This window comes from Sphingomonas sp. IC4-52 (genome assembly GCF_020707225.1).
GTDB lineage: Bacteria > Pseudomonadota > Alphaproteobacteria > Sphingomonadales > Sphingomonadaceae > Sphingomonas.
The window spans coordinates 98,583-117,375 of the sequence record NZ_JAJFEU010000005.1 but is presented as its reverse complement, the minus strand read 5'-3'; the positions used below and the strand labels follow the sequence as shown (position 1 = coordinate 117,375).

General features: G+C 66.2%; 15 protein-coding genes. 9 read left to right on the top strand and 6 right to left on the bottom strand.

What is annotated here, in order from left to right:
* The first annotated feature begins 95 nt into the window (after positions 1-95).
* Both LK535_RS13125 and LK535_RS13120 read left to right on the top strand, forming a co-directional pair.
* Entirely contained in the window at positions 96-2,489 is a 2,394-nt protein-coding gene (locus tag LK535_RS13125; RefSeq protein ID WP_227772376.1) for a putative bifunctional diguanylate cyclase/phosphodiesterase, read from the top strand.
* A 69-nt stretch (positions 2,490-2,558) separates the two neighbouring features.
* A complete protein-coding gene (locus LK535_RS13120; RefSeq protein WP_227772375.1) occupies positions 2,559-2,720 on the top strand; it encodes a hypothetical protein in 162 nt (53 codons plus the stop codon).
* Between the two features lie 203 nt (positions 2,721-2,923).
* On the opposite strand, the gene LK535_RS13115 is transcribed toward LK535_RS13120, so the two are convergent.
* Positions 2,924-4,222: a TetR/AcrR family transcriptional regulator gene (locus LK535_RS13115; RefSeq protein WP_227772374.1), complete on the bottom strand. Its 1,299-nt coding sequence runs from the start codon at positions 4,220-4,222 to the stop codon at positions 2,924-2,926.
* 423 nt (positions 4,223-4,645) lie between these two features.
* Here LK535_RS13115 and LK535_RS13110 point away from each other — a divergent pair, with 423 nt between their 5' ends.
* A complete protein-coding gene (locus LK535_RS13110; protein WP_227772373.1) occupies positions 4,646-6,112 on the top strand; it encodes an MFS transporter in 1,467 nt (488 codons plus the stop codon).
* Positions 6,113-6,149: 37 nt separating this feature from the next.
* Here LK535_RS13110 and LK535_RS13105 read toward each other — a convergent pair whose 3' ends face one another.
* Positions 6,150-6,686, bottom strand: coding sequence for a GNAT family N-acetyltransferase (locus tag LK535_RS13105; protein WP_227772372.1), 537 nt, complete (start codon positions 6,684-6,686; stop codon positions 6,150-6,152).
* A gap of 237 nt (positions 6,687-6,923) precedes the next feature.
* Here LK535_RS13105 and LK535_RS13100 point away from each other — a divergent pair, with 237 nt between their 5' ends.
* From LK535_RS13100 to LK535_RS13080, 5 genes are all read left to right on the top strand, one after another.
* Positions 6,924-7,103, top strand: coding sequence for a hypothetical protein (locus LK535_RS13100; protein WP_227772371.1), 180 nt, complete (start codon positions 6,924-6,926; stop codon positions 7,101-7,103).
* Positions 7,104-7,203: 100 nt separating this feature from the next.
* Positions 7,204-8,007: an SDR family NAD(P)-dependent oxidoreductase gene (locus LK535_RS13095; RefSeq protein WP_227772370.1), complete on the top strand. Its 804-nt coding sequence runs from the start codon at positions 7,204-7,206 to the stop codon at positions 8,005-8,007.
* 64 nt (positions 8,008-8,071) lie between these two features.
* Positions 8,072-8,605, top strand: coding sequence for a (2Fe-2S)-binding protein (locus LK535_RS13090; protein ID WP_227772369.1), 534 nt, complete (start codon positions 8,072-8,074; stop codon positions 8,603-8,605).
* On the top strand, positions 8,602-9,615 hold the full coding sequence (locus tag LK535_RS13085) for an FAD binding domain-containing protein (RefSeq protein ID WP_227772368.1): 1,014 nt from the start codon (positions 8,602-8,604) through the stop codon (positions 9,613-9,615). The genes LK535_RS13090 and LK535_RS13085 overlap by 4 nt, the downstream gene beginning before the upstream one ends.
* A 10-nt stretch (positions 9,616-9,625) precedes the next feature.
* Positions 9,626-11,893, top strand: coding sequence for a xanthine dehydrogenase family protein molybdopterin-binding subunit (locus LK535_RS13080; protein ID WP_227772367.1), 2,268 nt, complete (start codon positions 9,626-9,628; stop codon positions 11,891-11,893).
* A gap of 215 nt (positions 11,894-12,108) precedes the next feature.
* Here LK535_RS13080 and LK535_RS13075 read toward each other — a convergent pair whose 3' ends face one another.
* Together LK535_RS13075 and LK535_RS13070 are read right to left on the bottom strand one after the other, a co-directional pair.
* Positions 12,109-12,294, bottom strand: a complete 186-nt coding sequence (locus LK535_RS13075) for a DUF3606 domain-containing protein (RefSeq protein ID WP_227772366.1) — start codon at positions 12,292-12,294, stop codon at positions 12,109-12,111.
* Between the two features lie 90 nt (positions 12,295-12,384).
* Positions 12,385-13,815 carry a L,D-transpeptidase family protein gene (locus LK535_RS13070; protein ID WP_227772365.1) on the bottom strand — a complete coding sequence of 477 codons (1,431 nt, stop codon included), beginning with the start codon at positions 13,813-13,815 and terminating at the stop codon, positions 12,385-12,387.
* A 97-nt stretch (positions 13,816-13,912) separates the two neighbouring features.
* Between LK535_RS13070 and LK535_RS13065 the strand changes: the two genes are divergently transcribed.
* Positions 13,913-14,923 carry a 2-hydroxyacid dehydrogenase gene (locus LK535_RS13065; protein WP_227772364.1) on the top strand — a complete coding sequence of 337 codons (1,011 nt, stop codon included), beginning with the start codon at positions 13,913-13,915 and terminating at the stop codon, positions 14,921-14,923.
* A gap of 132 nt (positions 14,924-15,055) precedes the next feature.
* On the opposite strand, the gene LK535_RS13060 is transcribed toward LK535_RS13065, so the two are convergent.
* Both LK535_RS13060 and LK535_RS13055 read right to left on the bottom strand, forming a co-directional pair.
* Complete coding sequence (locus LK535_RS13060; protein ID WP_227772363.1) at positions 15,056-17,269, bottom strand: calcium-binding protein; 2,214 nt, start codon at positions 17,267-17,269, stop codon at positions 15,056-15,058.
* Between the two features lie 209 nt (positions 17,270-17,478).
* Complete coding sequence (locus LK535_RS13055; protein ID WP_227772362.1) at positions 17,479-18,735, bottom strand: D-amino acid dehydrogenase; 1,257 nt, start codon at positions 18,733-18,735, stop codon at positions 17,479-17,481.
* Positions 18,736-18,793 lie beyond the last annotated feature (58 nt).

The window sequence follows — 18,793 nt, the reverse complement described above, 5'->3', positions numbered from 1 at the left end:
CGCCTGCACGGCACTTCGCCGTTCTTCGCCGCAAGTCACCCATTATTAACGCCCCGGCTGGTATTCACGGGGATCGAGCCCGCCGGATCAGCCTGATGTTTTTTCGTCCCTTCAAGCAGGTAGCGCAAAGCTCCGACGTCCTGCTTCGGGAGCAGTTCGCTCGGCTGCGCACCCAGATCCCGCTGATGTACGCGCTGATGGTCATCGACTCGGCGTTTCTGGGCCTTGCCACTTATGGTGAGGTGCCGATCACTTACAGCCTGGGCATGCCGGCCATGCTGCTCCTGGGCGTCATGGCGCGGGCCGGCTTGTGGATGTTCCGCAATTTCAAGGCGCCTACGGCTGCACAGATCCGCCGCTATCTCGTCGGAACGATCATCGCCTCTGCGCTTCTCAGCATCGCTTTCGGCCTGTGGGGCTTCATGCTGTTGGGTGCGGCCACTCCGGCGCGCGGCCCGGCGATCGCATTGTTCGTCTTCGTCGGGTCGATCAGTTGCTGTTATTGCCTTCAGGCGCTGCCGGTCGCCGGCCTTTCGGTGCTGGTATTCGGGGCCATGCCGATCACGCTCCGGCTGCTGGCGTCGGGCGACTGGTATCTGGCCGGCGTGGCGCTCACGTTCTTGATGGTCTCGTTCGTGGTGGTGCGCGCCATGGCCGGCAGTCACAAGGCGTTCACCGCCGCGCTGGAGGCGCGATCCGAAATGGCGGATCTTGTCGCGGCGCTGCGCGACAGCGAGGAACGCTACCGGCTCGCGTCCCAAGCGTCGAGCGATGTGATCTGGGACGTTCCGTTGCAGGGCGATCAGATCGGGTGGAGCAGCGCGGTAGGAACCACGCTTGGTTATCCCGAGGCGCTGGCCGGCACGACGCGGCAATGGTGGATTGATCGCATCCACCCGGAGGATCGCCATCGCATCGGGGTCGATGCCGCCGCGCTGAAGGATCCTCAATTCACCAACTGGACCCAGGAATTTCGCGTCCTGGCCGGATCGGGTGACTATCTCACCATGCGCAGCCGCGGCTTCGTGGTGCGTGACCAGGATGGCCGCGCGACCCGTCTGGTCGGCTCGCTGCAGGACGTCACGGCGCAGCGACGGTATGAAAGTGAGCTGCGCTTCGCCGCTCATTATGATCCGCTGACCCAATTGCCCAACCGGTTGCTGTTCGCCGAGCGGCTGGACGCGGCGCTGGCCAATGCGCGGCAGGGCGACGGCCGCGTCGGGCTCATCGTCTTCGACGTCGATCGCTTCAAGACGATCAACGACAGCCTGGGCCATGACGCCGGCGATGCGCTGCTGTGCGAGGTGGCCGCGCGGCTGCAGCGGATCGCCCCGCCGGGCGCCACCGCTGCCCGGCTGGCCGGCGACGAATTCGCGATCATCATCCCCGGGCTCGACCATAGCGGGATCGGCACCACGCAGATCGCCGCCCTGCTGGCGGAAATCTCCAGCCCGATGACCTTTGCCGGGCGTCACATCGACGTCAGCCTCAGCGCCGGTTTCGCTGCGGCGTTCCGCGACGGCAACACCGCAGATGAAATCCACAAGAGCGCCGATCTCGCGCTCTACGCTGCCAAGCGCGATTGTCGCGGCGGCCTACGCGAATTCAACCGCGGGCTGCGCGATGCGGCCGAACGCGAGAAGCACATGCTGGCCGATGCCCGCGCCGGGTTGCAGGCGGACTGGATCGTCCCCTTCTACCAGCCCAAGATCTGCCTGAAGACCGGCGATGTCCTCGGGTTCGAGGCGCTGCTGCGCTGGCACCATCCGCAGCAGGGCTTGCGCTCACCCGCATCGATCAGCGCCGCGTTCGAGGATCCCACCACCTCCGTCCAGATCACGGACCGGATGCTGGAACGCACGATCAGCGACATGGCGCGCTGGGCCGACCAGGGCGTCCAGTTCGGGCGCATAGCCATCAATGGCTCGCCCGAGGATTTCCGCCGTGGCAATTTCGCGGAGCGTATCCTGGAGCGGCTGGAACGCGCGAAGCTGCCGCCCTCCATGCTGGAACTGGAGGTGACCGAAACCGTCTTCCTCGGCCAGCTCGCCGAAAACGTCAGCGTCGCGCTGAAGACCCTGTCGGAGGCCGGCATCCAGATCGCGCTGGACGATTTCGGCACCGGCTATGCCTCACTGACTCACCTGAAGCAGTTTCCGGTCGATGCGCTGAAGATCGATCGCTCGTTCGTGTCGCGCCTGACCATGGTGGATTGCGAGGATTCGGCGATTGTCGGGGCAGTGATCGAACTGGCCAGGAGCCTGAAGATCACCACGGTGGCGGAGGGAGTGGAGACATCCACCCAGGCGGCGCACCTGATCGTCAAGGGCTGCGACATCGGTCAGGGTTATCTGTTCAGCCGCCCCATGGCCGCCGAGCAGGTCGGCCACTTCACGGCCTCCTGGGACAGCCAGTCGGTTCCGCAATTGTGCGGATCGGCGGACTGGGCGGCAGCGGCTCGCCAGAGCTATCGCGAACGCTTCCGCTGACGATTGCTGGCCGGCTGAAAAACAGCCGCGGGGTTGCGACCGAAACGGCCCGGTCCGCGTTGTTGCGTGATGGCCAGACCCTCAAACTCACGGCTTGCACGGGCAGCGATCATCATCGTCGCGCTGGGTGCCTTGCTCTGGATCGTCTCGTTCGTCGGCATCAGCCTCAGCGGGAAGCAGACCAAGGACAAGACGCCCGAGCCGATCGGGGCCCCCGCCAACCCCGGCTGATCGCCGCGCGCGACGGGCGGTTTTCGGTAGCGTTTTCCAGAGCCATTTAAGCGATGCGCTCGGCCAATGGGGTCCACCAGCGCGACCGGCTCCATCTCGAACGTGGGTCGGCGGACCTTCACGCGGCCAGCCGCGAAGTTTGACGGGACGGACGTAACCGGCTCATTTTCTCAGGACATAGCCAGTTTTGGATAATGGCTGGCTTAGCCGAAAAGTCCGATCCGCAGCGGTTCGAGATAGTCGCGAACCGCCTCGGCGCGCGGGCGCGGCGCGGCCCAGCGGCGCAGGTCGGAGGCGGCGCTGATTGCCGCCATCACCGTCTGCCCCGCTATCAGCGGGTCGACCGGCCGCAGTGACCCATCCGCAATGCCGTCCGCGATCGTTCCGGCGACATGGCGAGTGAGCTGCGCCGCCAGCAGCAGCATGTCCCCGCGCAGTTCAAGCGGCAGCGCCTGATAGGCGCTCATCCGCAGCAGCGGGCTGTTCTGGTCGAATTGCAGGGCGACGAGAATGGCAGCAGCCATGGCCAGCCGTTCGCCCTCGTCAGCGCCGCTCACCTCCGCCTGTGCCTGGGCCCATTCGATGGTCGCGAAGGAGCGCCGGAAACAGGCGAGCACCAGATCGTCCTTGTTATCAAGGTGATGGTAGAAGCTGCCGGTGCTGACGCCCAGTTCTGCCGCAATCCGCTCCACGCTGGCACCGGCATAGCCGTGGCTGTTGATGAGCCGGCTGGCGGCGGTCAGGAAGCGGGCCTGCGCGGTCGCCTCGGCGGAATGGCAGGGCTGGGTCGGCACCATCGGCCACGGCCTGCCGTCACACGCCAGGCCGTGGGCCAGCACGTCGAACAGGCGGGCCTCCACCCGCGGATAATCGCGGGGCTGGTAACGGTCGATCCAGGCGGGCAGCCATTGAAGGCTGGCGGTCAGATGAGTGGCTGCAATCGCGGAGCGCGATCCGCCGGTCCCCCCCTCCGCCGGCGCGAAGAAGCCGCGCACCACGGCAAACGACTCGGCATAGATCGCCTCAAGCGGGGCACGCGCGGCGGGGTCCAGCGCGCGGATGTCTGACAGCACCGCCAGCTCCCCGGCGCCCGGCTCGGCGCGCCCGCGATACAGATCGAATTGCGCCGCGATCAGGTGCCTGACCCGCGCCGGTGCGTCCGGTTGACGCGCGGCCGCTTGGGCGGTCTCCAGCGAGAAACGTAATGTTCGTTCGAAACAGGCGACGGCCAGCTGTTCCTTGCGCCGGAAGTAATAAGTGACGCTGCTGGTATCGAGGCCGAGTGACTTGGCCACCGCCGTCAGCGTCATCCCGCGCAGCCCGTGCCGGTTGATGAGCGCGGATGCCGTGTCGAGGATCTGTGAACGGCGACGGGTAAAGCGCGGCGTGCGGGGCGGGCGCTGGGCAGGCGTTTGGGCAGGAACAGGCCGGGCACTCACCGGGCCGATATAGGCCCGCGCGCCGCGACACTCCAGCCATAGCCGAATTTGGAATCTTGACACCGGCCAGTGTTTTTCCAAAACTCATTATGGAGAGGATGATCATGTGGCGGTACGCGGGGATAATCGCGCCGGCCGTTGGTCTGGGCCGGTGAACCAGCGCGCTGATGATGGCGCGAACGGGTGCGTGCGCCGTGCGGTCGGCGCTGGCGGCGGCGCGCGGGCCGAGGCGGCATCGTCACTTTCATCGCGGCAGGTTCAACGGATCGGGTCAAAGCGGGTCGACGCCATCGTGATCCCTTCTCGATCCGCGGAAGGTGCTGGCCGATCTTCTCCGCTAGCTGCCCGATCGTGGTGCGAGTGCGGCCGTTTGTGGCTTGGACCCGGCCATTGCCGTGCTGGCGGGACGGCAGGGCGGGCCGGCGTTTGGCACCGCCGCTTCGCGACCCAGCCGCCGTCCGGCGGACCCGAAAAGAGGAGAGGATCATGGCGACGATTGCGGCCGGGGTGACAGACGCGTGCCCGGAACATCGGCGCGCTGCGCTTCCGCTCGGGACCAAATTTGCCCACGGTACCGGCGCCATGGCGAATGGCTCGCTGATCTATCTGCGGTCGCTTTTGTTGTTGTTTTACAGTCAGGTCGTCGGCCTTGAGGCGTGGATGGTCAGCCTCGCGCTCGGCATCGTGATTGCGTGCGACGCGATATGGGACCCCGCGATCGGCCACTTTTCCGACACGCTGCGCTCGCGCTGGGGCCGACGCCACACCCTGATGTTCGCCGCCCCCATACCGGCCGCGCTCCTGTGCGTAGCCCTCTGGAATCCCCCGATTGGTCTGTCATCGCAGATGACCTTTGCCTGGCTGCTGGCCAGCGCGCTGCTGCTGAACCTCAGCTTCAGCTTTTTCGAGGTGCCCGCCAATGCGCTGACCCCGGAGCTGGCGCCGGGATATCATGTCCGTACCAATCTAGTCGCGTGGCGCTGGGTGCTGGGCACGGCAGGCGCAATGATCACGGCCTTCATGGGCCTCGGCTGGTTCCTGTCGCCGGAAGCGGGCGCGGTGGGCCAGCTCGTTCGCGAGGGTTACGGCAAGCTCAGCATCGCCGCAGCTCTGCTGATGCTGGGGGCCATGCTGATCAACGCTTTCGGCACGCGGCGCTATCGCGGCACCCTGTACGAGCCGCCCAAGGCAAGCGGGGGGCTTCGAGGCTCGTTGAGGGAAGCGGTGGAGACGCTGCGCAATCGCAACATGGCGGTGGCCGTGATTGCCGGTGCGCTGGCCGGTATCGGCTTTGGCATCCGCACCGTGCTGGAGGCGTATATCGCCACCTTCATCTGGGGCCTGCCTGCCTCGGCCCTTCTGCTGACCACGGTGGCAGGGTTCGTGGCTACGCCGATCGGCGCTATCGTTGGGGCCATGCTGTCGCGCCGCTATGGGAAGAAGGCTGCCTGCATGGGCCTGTTCTTCGTGGGCACCATCCTCACCAACATGCCGCTGCTGCTGCGCCTTTCGGGCGCGTTTTTCGCCAATGGCGATCCACTGCTGCTGCCGACGCTGATCGCCTTCGCCTTCGTCTCGGCCGTCTTCTATTATGGCGGCTTCGTGCTGGTGAGTTCGATGATCGCCGATATTGTCGAAGACGCGCAGGCCAAAACGGGGCGGCGCTCCGAAGGGCTGATCACCTCGGCCGATCAGTTCATCCAGAAGATCATCACCGCGATGGGAACCGTGCTGGGCGGGGCGCTGCTCACCTTCATCGCCTTCCCGCGCAAGGCCTTGCCGGGTCAGGTGCCCGCAGAGACGCTGGCCGCACTCGGCTGGACCTTTCTGGTGCTGGTGACGACGCTCAGCTTCCTGTCGATTGCGGTGTGGAAGTTCTACCGCATCGATCGCGAGGGGCATGAAGCACGTCTGAGCGCGCTCGACGTACCCGAGGTGCGCAGCGTCGCCTGATTGCGGCGCGTGCCAGTGCAGGATCCTGCAACGGCGATCAGGCCGCAGGGCTGGATTCGTGTACCATGGTGCGCGTCATCCACTGCGCCGCTGGCCCGTATGCGGCTACCTTGGCGGCGAGTTCCGGAGAGCCGGGGGACGTACGGAAGCCCAGCGCGCGCCAGTAATCGGCCGCGCCCTCGACCGCGATCAGCTCGGCGGTCGATAGGCCATCGGCAACGGCCAGATCGAGCGCGCTGGACACCAGGCGTCTTCCGATGCCGGACCCCCGCCCGGTGATCGACACGGCGAGATCATGGATGAACAGCACCTCGCTGGCGGCATGGCGGGGCAGAAGGGTGCCGACCGGCGGCGGCGCGGCGCTCCTCCAGCCATGGGCCAGAAGATAGGCAATCAGCGTCCCGCCGCGCGTCGCGGCGAGGCAGTAGGAAGCGGCGGTCCGCAGCCGGCTCAGAAACGCGGGCTCATCCTCCAGCAGGAACGCAGGATAGCTCGCCTGCTGAATGGCGAGCGCGGCTGGCAGATCGGCGGGGACCAGCGGGCGGATCCGGATGGTCTGATCGGGTGGCGGCATGGCTTCTGGCATCGTGGGAAGGCGGTTGTGTAGCACAACGGCGGCTTGGCGGTGGCTGTGGATAACTCCGGTGATAACCTCTCGATAAGTGAGGGAGGACGATGTTGATCACCTGTGCGCAATACCTGAACAAGCTGTGCAAACCCCGTGCACAGGCTTGTGGATAAATTGTGGAAAGCCGGGCGCGCGGACCCGTTCGCCGGTCCTGCGGGTTGATGCACCTGAATGGAGGACAGGATGCAGGACGACAGCAAACCGGCCGAGAAGCGCCAGCCCCAGGACAAGGACACCGGCGAGACCCGGCCCCAGCAGGCCGGTGAAGGCGGCACCACCCGTTTCGGCATGGAGGAAGGCGACAATACCGACGTGCCATCGACCGGGCTGGATCCCGACGCGCAGTCCAAGCCGCCCGCCTGACGTGCGCTGCGATCGGTAGAAGCGGCAGACGGGCGGTGGCTGCGCAGCCTTTCGCCGTTTCACCCGTTCGGGCCGGACGACGCACAGCAAAGGACCTGCAATGAGCGACTCCACGGAACGCCCGGCGGCGCGGCCCCTCGCGGTCGTGACAGGCGGCTCCAACGGCATCGGCCTGGAACTGGCGCGTGAACTGGGTGAGCGCGGGCATGACCTGCTGATCGCGGCGCAGGATGAACAGCATCTGCGTGACGCGGCCGCGGCGCTGGCGGCGACCGGCGCAAAGGTCGACATCTACGCCGGCGATCTCGGCAAGGCAGCGGCGGTCGAGGGGCTGCATCAGGCGATCGGCGGCCGTGCGGTGGAGGTGCTGTGCGTCAACGCGGGCATCGGGCTTGGCGGGCCGTTCGCCGAAACCGATCTTGCCACCGAATTGCAGATGATCGACCTGAACGTGCGCGGGGCGGTGCACCTGACCAAGCTTGTGCTGCGCGACATGGTGGCGCGGGATAGCGGGCGAATCCTGTTCTCATCCTCCATTTCCGCGACCATGCCGGATCCGTTCGAGGCGGTTTACGGGTCGACCAAGGTGTTCCTGCGCTGGTTCGGCGAGGCGCTGCGCAACGAGCTGAAGGACACGGGCGTTACCGTTACCGTCCTGATGCCCAGCATGACGGAAACCGACTTCTTCCACCGCGCCGACATGGACGACACGCGCGCCGGCCAGGCGAACAAGGATGATCCCGCCGTGGTGGCCAAGGCGGGCATCGACGCGCTGATGAGCGGCAAGGACAAGGTGATCCCGACGCTGAAGAACAAGGTGATGGGCGCGATCGCCGACGCCCTGCCGGACAGGGCGGCGGCGCAGATCCACCGCGGCCTTTCCGAGCCGGGCTCCGGCCGTTGAGCGGATCAGTTTCGGAGAACATCGGCCGCCTTTGGAATGAGATCGGCCAGAAGGAGCCTCGGACATGAACGAAGCCGTGACGCTGGATCGTGCCGCGGGCCAGCGGGTGGCCGCCGACCCGATCGGCACCCTGTCGCTGACCCTGACCATCAACGGCGAAGCGCGGAAACTTCAGGTGGAGCCGTGGACGACGTTGCTCGACCTGCTGCGTCATCAGCTTGATCTCACCGGATCCAAGAAGGGCTGCGACCACGGCCAGTGCGGGGCGTGCACGGTGCTGATCGATGGCAAGCGGATGAACTCCTGCCTGAAGCTGGCGGTGACGCTGGACGGGTGCGAGGTGACGACGATCGAGGGGCTGGGGGCACCGGGCAACCTCCACCCGCTACAGGCCGCCTTCATCGAGCATGACGCGTTTCAATGCGGTTATTGCACGCCGGGCCAGATCTGTTCCGCGCAGGGGCTGATCAGCGAGGGGCACGCGAAAAGCCGCGACGACGTTCGCGAGCAGATGAGCGGCAATCTGTGCCGCTGCGGCGCCTATACCAACATCGCCGACGCGGTGCTGCAGGTGCTGGAGACGGAGAAGGGGGCATGATCCGCTTCGATTACCAGCGGCCCGGCGCAACGGCGGAGGCGGTTTCGGCCGGACGCGGTGAGCACGCTGCCTATCTCGCCGGCGGGACCAACCTGGTCGACCTGATGAAGGAGAATGTCGCCAGACCCTTGCAGGTCATCGACATCAATCACTTGCCCCTTGATGCGATCGAGGAGCGGGAGGGCGGCGGCCTGCGGCTGGGGGCGCTCGCCACCAATGCCGACACGGCGTACCACCCGCGCGTGCAGAAGGATTATCCGCTGCTCGCCTCCGCGATCCTCGCCGGCGCCTCGCCCCAGTTGCGCAATGCGGCGACCAACGGCGGCAACATCAACCAGCGGACGCGCTGCTATTATTTCTACGACGTCGACACGCCCTGTAACAAGCGCAACCCCGGCGAGGGGTGCGGGGCGATCGGCGGCGTCAATCGTATCCACGCCATTCTGGGCGCAAGCGACCAGTGCATCGCGACTCATCCCTCCGACATGTGCATCGCGCTGGCCGCGCTGGAGGCGGAGGTGCAGGTGACCGGGCCGGAGGGCGAGCGGACCATTGCCTTTGCCGATTATCACCGCCTGCCGGGCGACGAGCCGTGGCGCGACAACACGCTGCGCCCCGGTGAACTCGTTACTGCCATCGACCTTCCCCCCGAAGGGTTCGCCAGCAACTACACCTATCTGAAGCTGCGTGATCGGCTGTCCTATGCCTTTGCGCTGGTTTCCGTCGCGGTCGGGATGCGGATCGAGGGTGGCGAGATTGCGGAGGCGCGGGTGGCGCTGGGCGGGGTGGCGCACAAGCCGTGGCGCGTGCCCGAGGCGGAGCGGCTGCTGCGCGGCGAGCGTCCCGGCGAGCAGGCGTTCCGCGCCGTGGCCGAGGCGATGCTGAAGGGCGCCAGGGGCCAGGGCGAGAATGACTTCAAGATCGACCTTGCCCGCCGTGCCATCGTTCGCGCGCTGAGCCAGGCGGCGGCCGGCACGCCGCAATCGCAAACCGACAAACGTATCGCGTGAGGAGCATGCCATGAACGCACCGGCCAAGATCGGCATCGGCTCGTCGCTGTCACGCGTGGACGGCGTGGAGAAGGTAACCGGGCGAGCGAAATATGCCGCCGAGTATAACATCGCCGGCCTCCTGCATGGCGTGGCGGTGTCGTCGCGGATCGCCAAGGGCAAGATCGTGTCGATCGATGAGGCGGCGGCGCGGGCGGTGCCCGGCGTGGTCGACATCATCAGTCACCTGAACCGGCCGCGCCAGGCCTGGCTGGACCGCAGCTGGAAGGACGAGCTGTCGATCCCGGGCGAGCCGTTCAAGGCTTTTCACGACGATACGATCCTGTTCGCCGGCCAGCCAGTGGCGCTGGTGGTGGCCGAGACGTTCGAGGCGGCGCGCTTCGCCGCCAGCCTGGTGGAGGTGCGATACGAGGAGGAGGGGCACAATATCGACTTCGAGGCGTCACTCGCCGAGAAGTTCACCCCGTCCTACCTGAAGCGGCGCAACAATTATCACCCGCCCAAGAACCGCGGCGATGCCGAGAAAGCCTTTGCCGAGGCGGCGGTGAAGGTATCGGGCGAGTATCACCTTGCCACCGAGCATCACAATCCGATGGAGATGCACGCCTCCACCGTGGAATGGCATGGCGACGGCAAGATCACCGTCTTTGACAAGGTGCAGGGATCACAGGGGCCGCAGGCCTATCTCGCCAGCGCCTTTGGCCTGGGCAAGAAGAACGTCCGTGTCGTCAACGCTTATGTCGGCGGCGCGTTCGGATCGGGGCTGCGCCCGCAATGGCAGGTGCAGCTGGCCGTGATGGGCGCGATCCATCTCGAACGATCGGTGCGCGTGGTGATGACGCGCGCGCAGATGTTCACCCACGCGCATCGCCCGGAATGTACCTATTCGATCAGCCTGGGTGCCGAGCAAAACGGCAAGCTGAGCGCGATGATCCATAATGCGACCACGTCCACGTCGCGGTTCGAAAGCAACATGGAGGATATCGTCGTCTGGGGCATGATGAATTACGACTGCCCCAATGCGAGCGGCGAATATTTCATCGCGCCGCGCGACACTTACACCTCCGCCGACATGCGTGCGCCGGGCGCGGCGACGGGCATGACGCTGTTCGAAATCGCGATGGACGAAATGGCCTATGCGGCCGGCGTCGACCCACTGGAATTCCGCCTGATCAACTATGCGGACGTGGATGCGATGAACGGCACGCCTTACACATCCAAGGCGCTGCGCGAAGCGTATCAGGAGGGAGCGGCGCGCTTCGGCTGGGAGAAAAGGTCACCCGAGCCGCGCTCCATGAAGGAAGGCCGCGAGCTGATCGGCTGGGGCATGGCGACCGGCATGTGGGACGCGCAGTTCACCAAGACTGCCGCCAGCGCGGTCCTGACCGCCAACGGCAAGCTGGAGGTGGCCTCCGCCAGTTCCGACATCGGTACTGGCACCTATACGGTGATGGTGCTGGTCGCCGCCGACACGCTGGGCATTGCGCCCGAGCATATCACCGCCAAACTGGGCGACAGCGACTTGCCCGAAGCGCCGGTCGAGGGTGGTTCCTGGGCAGCGGCGTCGACCGGCGCGGCGGTGCAGCTCGCCTGTCAGTCGGTGGCCAAGAAGCTGCTGACGGCGGCGGACAAGCTGGACGGGCGCCCGTTTCGCGGCGTCAACGGCATCGAGGGCCTGGAGTTTGCCGGCGGCGAGATGATCCGCCGCGACAATCCCGCCATCCGCGCCAAGCTGAGCGATGTCATGCAGGCGGCTGGGCTGGACCGGATCGAGGTGGAGGAAACATCCTCTGCCGGGCTTAGCGACATGGTGTCCATGGCGCGCAAGTCACGCAACACGCACAGCGCGATCTTCTGCGAAGTGCGGGTGGACGAGGAACTGAATCAGGTGCGCGTCACCCGTGTCGTCAATGCGGTGGCGGCTGGGCGGATCATCAATCCCAAGACTGCGCGCAGCCAGATCCTGGGCGGCGTGGTGATGGGCATGGGCATGGCGCTGCACGAGGAGACCTTTGCGGACCGCACGCTGGGGCGGTGGATGAATCACAATTACGCCGAATATCACGTGCCCGCCCATGCCGACGTTCACGACATCGACGTGATCTTCGTCCATGAGCCCGATCCCGAAGTATCGCCGCTGGGCGTCAAGGGGTTGGGCGAGATCGGCATCGTTGGCACGGCGGCGGCGATCGCCAATGCGATCTTCCACGCCACCGGCAAGCGTGTGCGCACGCTGCCCGTCACCATCGACAAGTTGCTGGAGACGCCCGAGAGCTGAGCGCGTTAAAAGGGGGCGCCGAGGGCTGCGACGCTCATCGGCGGCCTCTCGCGGGCAGCGCGGAAGGGGCGTTTGACTGTGAATGGAAAGCGCCGGGCGGCCGTCCGAGTGCTGGCTCGCCCATCGTGCCGGCGTGATGGCGGCCAATAGCTGATCGGTGGCCGCGTTTGCGTCCGCACACGTCCCTTTCGGGCGCGTGTGCGGAACGTGGGCAATCAGGCCTTTAGTTGCTCTGCGGCCTTGTCCAGCTCGACGCGATTGTTGCCGATCCGGGCGATCAGGTCGCGCGCCTGATCGGCGTGCAAGCCGTGCTTTCTCGCGAAATATTCGACCTCATAGGGTTCATCGCCGGCCACCGTTCGGCGGTCTGCGCCGCCAACCTTGGTTTTATCGTCAGACATGATCGCCTCCAGATATATGGACAGGAATCCGCCAGATGCCGCCCGGTTCCTGACCCGGCGGCATCTGAAATATCACTTCGGTGCAGGAGCTTACGGCCCGACGTCCGCGGCGCCGGTCTTTACCCGCATGGAGGCCGGCCCCTTGAAGCCCAGCGCCTCGGAAACGCGGTCGTTCCAGCCATAGGGATCGTTGCGCACGATCGGTGCGCCGGAATCGTCGAACAGCACCGTCTGGTAAAGCAGCCGCACCGGGATCTGGCGCGGCAGCTTCACAAAGGTTTCCTTGCCGGTGGCGCGGGCCTTGTTCCATTCGTCAAGCACGCCCTCCTGCTCGGCCAGCATGGCGGCGAAGCCGAGCGCGTCCTCCACGCGGACGCAGCCGTGGCTGCGCGCGCGCTGCACCATCGCGAACAGCGGCTTGGCGGGCGTATCGTGCAGGTAGATGGCGTGATCGTTCTGCATGTCGAACTTGACCAGGCCGAGCGAGTTCTTGGGGCCCGGCTCCTGCACGATCCAGCCGTCCTTCCAGACCATGTTATTGGCCTTCAGATAGCCCGGGCCCTTTTTCGCGATTTCCTTTTCCTGGATCGAGCGCGGCACCGTCCAGGTCGGATTGGCGACCAGGCGGAACATCGGGGAGCCGAGCTGCGGCGTTTCGGTGTCGGGTTCGCCGACCACGACGCGGCGGCTGTCGACCAGCTTGCCATCGCGCCAGTAGCTGAGGCGCGCGGCGGCGACATTCACGTCGATGCGCGTCGTTGGCGGGGTGCGTTCCAGCCAGCGCAGCCGTTCCATGTTCACCGCGATCGCGCGGGCGCGCACGTCATCGGACATGTTGAGGATCGCCAGCGCCTCCACGCCGATCACGCCGTCCGGCTCCATGCCGTAATCGGCCTGCATCTTCTTCACCGCCGCGACCATCGCGGGCGTGTAGCCATTGCCCTTCGCCGCGGCGGGATCGAGATAGTCGAGCACGGCGAGCTGGTTGGCGATCACCGGCAGGCGCGGATCGGAGGCGCCCGGCTTGATCAGGTCGCCCGTCTCGGGAACCGCGGGCTTGGCCTGGGCCGGTTGCTTCCGCAGTTCCACATAGGCCTGGGACAGGCGGCGGTAATTGGCATCCTGCGGCGCCAGGCTGTCGAGCCACTTGCCGACGTCGCCCGCCGCCAGCGCGGACTGAAGACCCTGCTTCAGATCGGGCTTGGGCCGCGGCACCGTATAGACGTCGTACAGCTTCGTCGGGTCGGTCGCCCCGCTCGCCAGGGCGCCGGCATAGGCAAGCGCGGCCTGAGTCAGCGCCTGATCATCGTCGCCGGCGATCGGGAAATCCTTGCCATCAAGGCCATGCGCCGCGCGGTTGGCGATGGCCTGGCGAAGCTGGTCCGCGGTCTTCCCGTCCCAGCTTGCCTGCTGCACCGCCTGCGCATTGGATGTTGCGGAATTTTGCGCCGACTGATCCTGAACGTTGCATCCTGCCAGCAGCGCGACTGCCGATGCCGTTACCACCCAATGTTTACGCACATGCTACTCCCGTGAACTATCATGGAACGCACCGGATGGCGGCGCGCTCCCGCAGGCGCGACAAAGTTCGGACCCCGGCGAGAAAGGAGGCGTGCGCATGAAGATCGCGACGTTCAGCACCAAGGCGTATGACCGCGCGTTCCTTTCGGCGGCCAATGCGGCGCATGGCGGGCGGCACGACATCGTGTTTCTGGAATCACGGCTGAGCAAGGAGACGGCGCCGCTGGGCCAGGGAGCGACGGGAATATGCGCCTTCGTCAATGACGTGCTGGACCGGCGCGTGCTGGAGACGCTGTACGCCGGGGGGACGCGGCTGATCGCGCTGCGCTGTGCCGGGTTCAACAATGTCGACCTGGTCGCGGCGCGCGATCTGGGCATCCAGGTGGGGCGGGTGCCGGCCTATTCGCCCGAAGCGGTGGCCGAACATACCGCGGCGCTGATGCTGAGCCTCAGCCGCAACATCCACCGCGCCTATGCCCGGGTGCGGGAAGGCAATTTTTCACTGGATGGTCTGACCGGGTTCAATTTCCACGGCCGCACGGTCGGGATTGTCGGGACGGGCAAGATCGGCGTCTGCGTGGCGCGGATCATGGCCGGCCTCGGGTGCCAAATCCTCGGCCATGATCCGGGCGAGAACCGGGACTTTCTGGCCGCGGGTGGCCGCTACGTGGCCATGGACGAACTGTTCGCGCAAGCCGACATCATCACGCTGCACTGCCCGCTGACCCCCGACACCCGCCATCTGATCGACCACGCCGCGATCGAGCGGATGAAGCCGGGCGTGATGATCATCAACACCGGGCGCGGTGCGCTGGTCGAAACGCGCGCGCTGATCGACGGGCTGAAGAGCGGCAAGATCGGCCATGTCGGGCTGGACGTTTACGAGGAAGAGAGCGACTTGTTCTTCGAGAACCTGTCCGGCCAGATCATCCAGGACGATGTGTTCGCGCGGCTGCTGACGTTTCCCAACGTGCTGATCACCGGCCACCAGGCGTTCCTGACGCGCGAGGCGCTGACCGCCATCGCCGAGACGACGATGGAGAATGTCGCGGCGTTCGAGCGAACCGGCACCCCCGCCTTTCCGGTCACGATGGAGATGCTGGCCTGAGGCGCCGGTGACTTGGATCTTCCCTCGCCCACCGGACTGCGGATGGGCGAGGGGAGATCCCCACCCCGGACCGGGCCCGGGGTGAGGAACCAAGCGTAGCGCCGAACCGCGCCGGCTGGCGTCAGCGGCAGATCAGGACGGCAGGTCGGACGGCGCGAGGATGAAGTCGCTTGCGCCGAGCATGTGATGGCCGTTCAGCAGGATCGTCAGATCGACGGTGCTGTTCCCGTCCACGTCGACCTGGATCAGCGTATCGTTGTCAATGGAGCGGAAGCGCACCTCGGCCTCGCCCCCACCAGTGAAGCCCTTGCGGCCAAGAAACGAGAAGCTGCCGACGTTAGACAAGTCGATCACGTCCTCGCCGCGGGTGAAATCGGTGATGGTGTCACGGCCGGAGAGATGATCGGCGTCCCAGACGAAGAAATCATAGCCGGCGCCGCCCGTCAGAATATCCGCGCCAGCGCCACCGGCGATAAGATCGTCGCCGTCGCCGCCGTTGATTTCATCGCGGCCGGCGTGGCCGAGCAGAATGTCGTCGCCAGCGCCGCCAAGGATGAAGTCGTTACCCTGTTCGCCGTAGAGTTCGTCATCCCCCGCGCCGCCGAGCAACTGATCGTTGCCGGCGCCGCCGAACAGGATGGTGCCATCGAAATCAGCCAGCATGAAATCCGCAAACCGCGTGCCCAGCACGCGATCGAAGCCGGTGATCAGGCCGAATACCGAATCCAGCCCCTCGCGCGGTTCCGCGGATCCAAATGCCGCGAGGCCGGGCGCGTATTCACTCGTGTGAACGCCATAACGAAGCTGCGAGAAGTCAAGCGTGTCGACGTCGGTGTCCAGATCCTGGATACGGATCATCCCGCCCTTGATGACGAACACGTCCGCGCCCCAGCCGCCATCCGCCTCGGCCCGGCCGCCTTCGAACACGATGACGTCGTCGCCATTGTCGCCGGCCACGATGTCGATCATGCCTTCCGCCGCGCCGCCGGTGCGGATCAGATCGTTGCCGTTGCCGCCGTACAGCGTGTCGCCCCGCGTCGAGCCGATCAGCACGTCGTCATGCACGCCGCCCCAGACCTGTTCGATACCGACCAGGCGATCGCGCGCTTCGCCGTCGACGCTGACCACGCCGCGCCCTCCATCGCTCAGGCGGACATAGATGCCGCCGTCGATCTGCTGATAGTCGGCAACGTCACCATCGCCATCGCCACCGATGAGCGTGTTGAAGCCGCTGCCGCCGACCAGCCGATCGTTGCCCGAGCCGCCCCGCAACGTGTCGTTGCCAGCCGCGCCGATCAGCACGTCATTGTCATCACCGCCCACCAGCTCGTCATCGCCATAGCCGCCGTCGATGTAATCGCGGCCGGCGCCGCCGCTCAGCCGGTCCGCCCGCACGCTGCCGGCAATGACGTCCGAACCGCGCGTGCCGCCGCGCGTGATGCCCGGCGTATCGGCAAGCGTTTCCACATAGGCGATGATATTGTTGACGGAGTCGACGACCTGATCGGCGTAGAGATAACCGGGAAGATCCTGGCCGCTGCTGATCTGACCGAGGATCTCGCCGGTGACCTGATCGACCACGAGCTGCGGCGAGAACCATGCGAGCCCCAGATCCTTGCGGATGATCGCCTGGCGTTCATCATCGGCGGACACCGTGAAAATGTCGCCGCGCAAGCGATAGGCATGTTCCTGAACGGCCGCTTCGGCAGTGGTGGCGTAAACGCCGCGTGCTGCCTCGAACAGCACGCTCTTCATGTCGAAGCCATTGCCGATCCGCTGCTGAACCGCCGACAGCGTCTGCTGAAAACGCTGGGTCGGGCCGCACCACAGGGCGCCGAAGTCGATGATGGCGAGCTGCGTCGTGCGATCGTCGAGCAGCATCTCGCTGCGGCCACGTGAATCGAGGATGGCGAAATTCTCGACCCGGCCTTGCGAGAAACTGAAATCGTCCGACGACATCATGTCGACAGGGGTGGTGGTGATCACAGGCGCGGCCTCTTCGCTGCCGGTCGCGACGGCCGAAATCTCGTTGAGGAGGCCGAGCACCAGGCTGGACGCGCCGATACCGATGTGGCGGCCATCGTCGCTGACCACGAGGGGAACGGCGGTGGAAAAACCATTCGGGAGCATCACCTGAAGCACGCGCTCACCCGCCCTCTGGGTGTCGATGCTGGTCAGATCCAGCGTCACGTCGCCGAACGTGACCCGCACATTCTGCCCCGCGGCAAGACGTTCCGCCAGAACCAGTTCGATCCAGCCGCCCATGCGCACGGTCGGCGAATAGCGATTGTCATAATCGAACGTCAGCGACAGCACCTGCGGCGCTGCCTGTACCCCGTCAGCCATTTCAGATCTTCCCCCCGCGCGTCAGGTCTGGAGCAAGATTGCCGGACCGACGCGATTGCGCGCGCGATACCGCCGACACGGCGCGGCGCCAAGCATTGTCTCAATATACGCAACCTTCTCCACCTGTTGAGCCGGTGGCGAACATTGCACCGGGCGGCGCGACTATTGCCGCGCGCCGTGAGGGGACAGGCCGGAAACTTGCCGGAGATTTAGCGGCCGTACCGCTCCAGCCCCAGTCCCTCCGTCACGATGGGCGGCGTTTCGCCCGACATGATTGCCGCGATCACGGCCGCCGATCCGCACGCCATGGTCCAGCCGAGCGTGCCGTGGCCGGTGTTGAGGAACAGGTTGCGCAGCGCGGTGCCGCCGATGATCGGCGGGCCATCGGGGGTCATCGGACGAAGGCCGCTCCAGAAGCCGGTCGGCCCCTGCCTGGTCGCGCCCGGGAACAGATCGTTCAGCGAGTGGAGCAGCGTCGCCTCGCGCCGCTGCGGCAGCGAATTGTCGTAGCCGGAAATCTCCGCCATGCCGCCGACGCGGATGCGATCGCCCAGCCGCGTGATCGCGATCTTGTAACTTTCGTCGAGCAGGGTGGAGACGGGCGCCGCCGCCGGATCGGCGATGGGCACGGTGATCGAATAGCCCTTCACCGGATAGACCGGCAGCCGCACGCCGAGTGGGCTCACCAGTTGCGGCGAATAGCTGCCCAGCGCGACGAGATAGGCATCACCGCGGACGATGCCGGCATCCGTCCGCACCCCTGTCACCACGCCGCCGCTGGCCTCGATCGCCTGAATCTGGGTGGAGAAGCGGAATTCCACGCCATTGCCGGCGAGGCGATCAGCCAGATGATTGGTGAACAGGTGGCAATCGCCGGTTTCGTCACCGGGCAAGCGCAGCCCGCCGACGAAGCGATCGCTGGAAGCGGCCAGACCCGGCTCGGCGCGCACGCAGCCCTCGCGGTCCAGCAGCTCGAACGGCACGTCGTAGGAGCGCAGGACGTCCATGTCCTTGGCGCTGCCCTCCAGCTGCTTGGTGGTGCGGAACAGCTGCAGCGTGCCCTGTGACCGCTCATCGTAGAAAATGCCGAGATCGCGGCGCAGCGCGACCAGCTCGTCACGGCTGAACTCGGCAAGGCGGACCATGCGGCTCTTGTTCAGCGCGTAACGCTGCGCCGTGCAATTGCGCAGCATGGCGGCGAGCCAGGTGATCATCGCCATGTCGGGCTTTGGCCGCACGATCAGCGGCGCATGGTGCATCAGCAGCCAGCGGATCGCCTTTGCCGGAATGCCGGGCGCCGCCCAGGGGGAGGCGTAGCCGGGGGAGACTTCGCCGGCATTGGCGAAGCTGGTTTCCAGTGCGGGGCCGGGCTGGCGATCGATCACCACCACTTCATGGCCGGCGAGCCGCAGGTAATGTGCCGCGGTGACGCCGATCACGCCGGCGCCAAGGATGACGACCCTCATCGAACCGCCCCGCGCACCGCCGCCGCAGCGCAGGGACGGCCCGGCCGCCGCCACCAGA

What these genes read in the sequence shown, in the direction of transcription:
- LK535_RS13100 (WP_227772371.1), top strand. Translation starts at nt 6,924, where the DNA reads ATGCAGGACGACAGCAAACCGGCCGAGAAGCGCCAGCCCCAGGACAAG.
- LK535_RS13110 (WP_227772373.1), top strand. Translation starts at nt 4,646, where the DNA reads ATGGCGACGATTGCGGCCGGGGTGACAGACGCGTGCCCGGAACATCGG.
- LK535_RS13060 (WP_227772363.1), bottom strand. Translation starts at nt 17,269, where the DNA reads ATGGCTGACGGGGTACAGGCAGCGCCGCAGGTGCTGTCGCTGACGTTC.
- LK535_RS13125 (WP_227772376.1), top strand. Translation starts at nt 96, where the DNA reads ATGTTTTTTCGTCCCTTCAAGCAGGTAGCGCAAAGCTCCGACGTCCTG.
- LK535_RS13095 (WP_227772370.1), top strand. Translation starts at nt 7,204, where the DNA reads ATGAGCGACTCCACGGAACGCCCGGCGGCGCGGCCCCTCGCGGTCGTG.
- LK535_RS13085 (WP_227772368.1), top strand. Translation starts at nt 8,602, where the DNA reads ATGATCCGCTTCGATTACCAGCGGCCCGGCGCAACGGCGGAGGCGGTT.
- LK535_RS13090 (WP_227772369.1), top strand. Translation starts at nt 8,072, where the DNA reads ATGAACGAAGCCGTGACGCTGGATCGTGCCGCGGGCCAGCGGGTGGCC.
- LK535_RS13080 (WP_227772367.1), top strand. Translation starts at nt 9,626, where the DNA reads ATGAACGCACCGGCCAAGATCGGCATCGGCTCGTCGCTGTCACGCGTG.
- LK535_RS13075 (WP_227772366.1), bottom strand. Translation starts at nt 12,294, where the DNA reads ATGTCTGACGATAAAACCAAGGTTGGCGGCGCAGACCGCCGAACGGTG.
- LK535_RS13055 (WP_227772362.1), bottom strand. Translation starts at nt 18,735, where the DNA reads ATGAGGGTCGTCATCCTTGGCGCCGGCGTGATCGGCGTCACCGCGGCA.
- LK535_RS13065 (WP_227772364.1), top strand. Translation starts at nt 13,913, where the DNA reads ATGAAGATCGCGACGTTCAGCACCAAGGCGTATGACCGCGCGTTCCTT.
- LK535_RS13120 (WP_227772375.1), top strand. Translation starts at nt 2,559, where the DNA reads ATGGCCAGACCCTCAAACTCACGGCTTGCACGGGCAGCGATCATCATC.
- LK535_RS13105 (WP_227772372.1), bottom strand. Translation starts at nt 6,686, where the DNA reads ATGCCGCCACCCGATCAGACCATCCGGATCCGCCCGCTGGTCCCCGCC.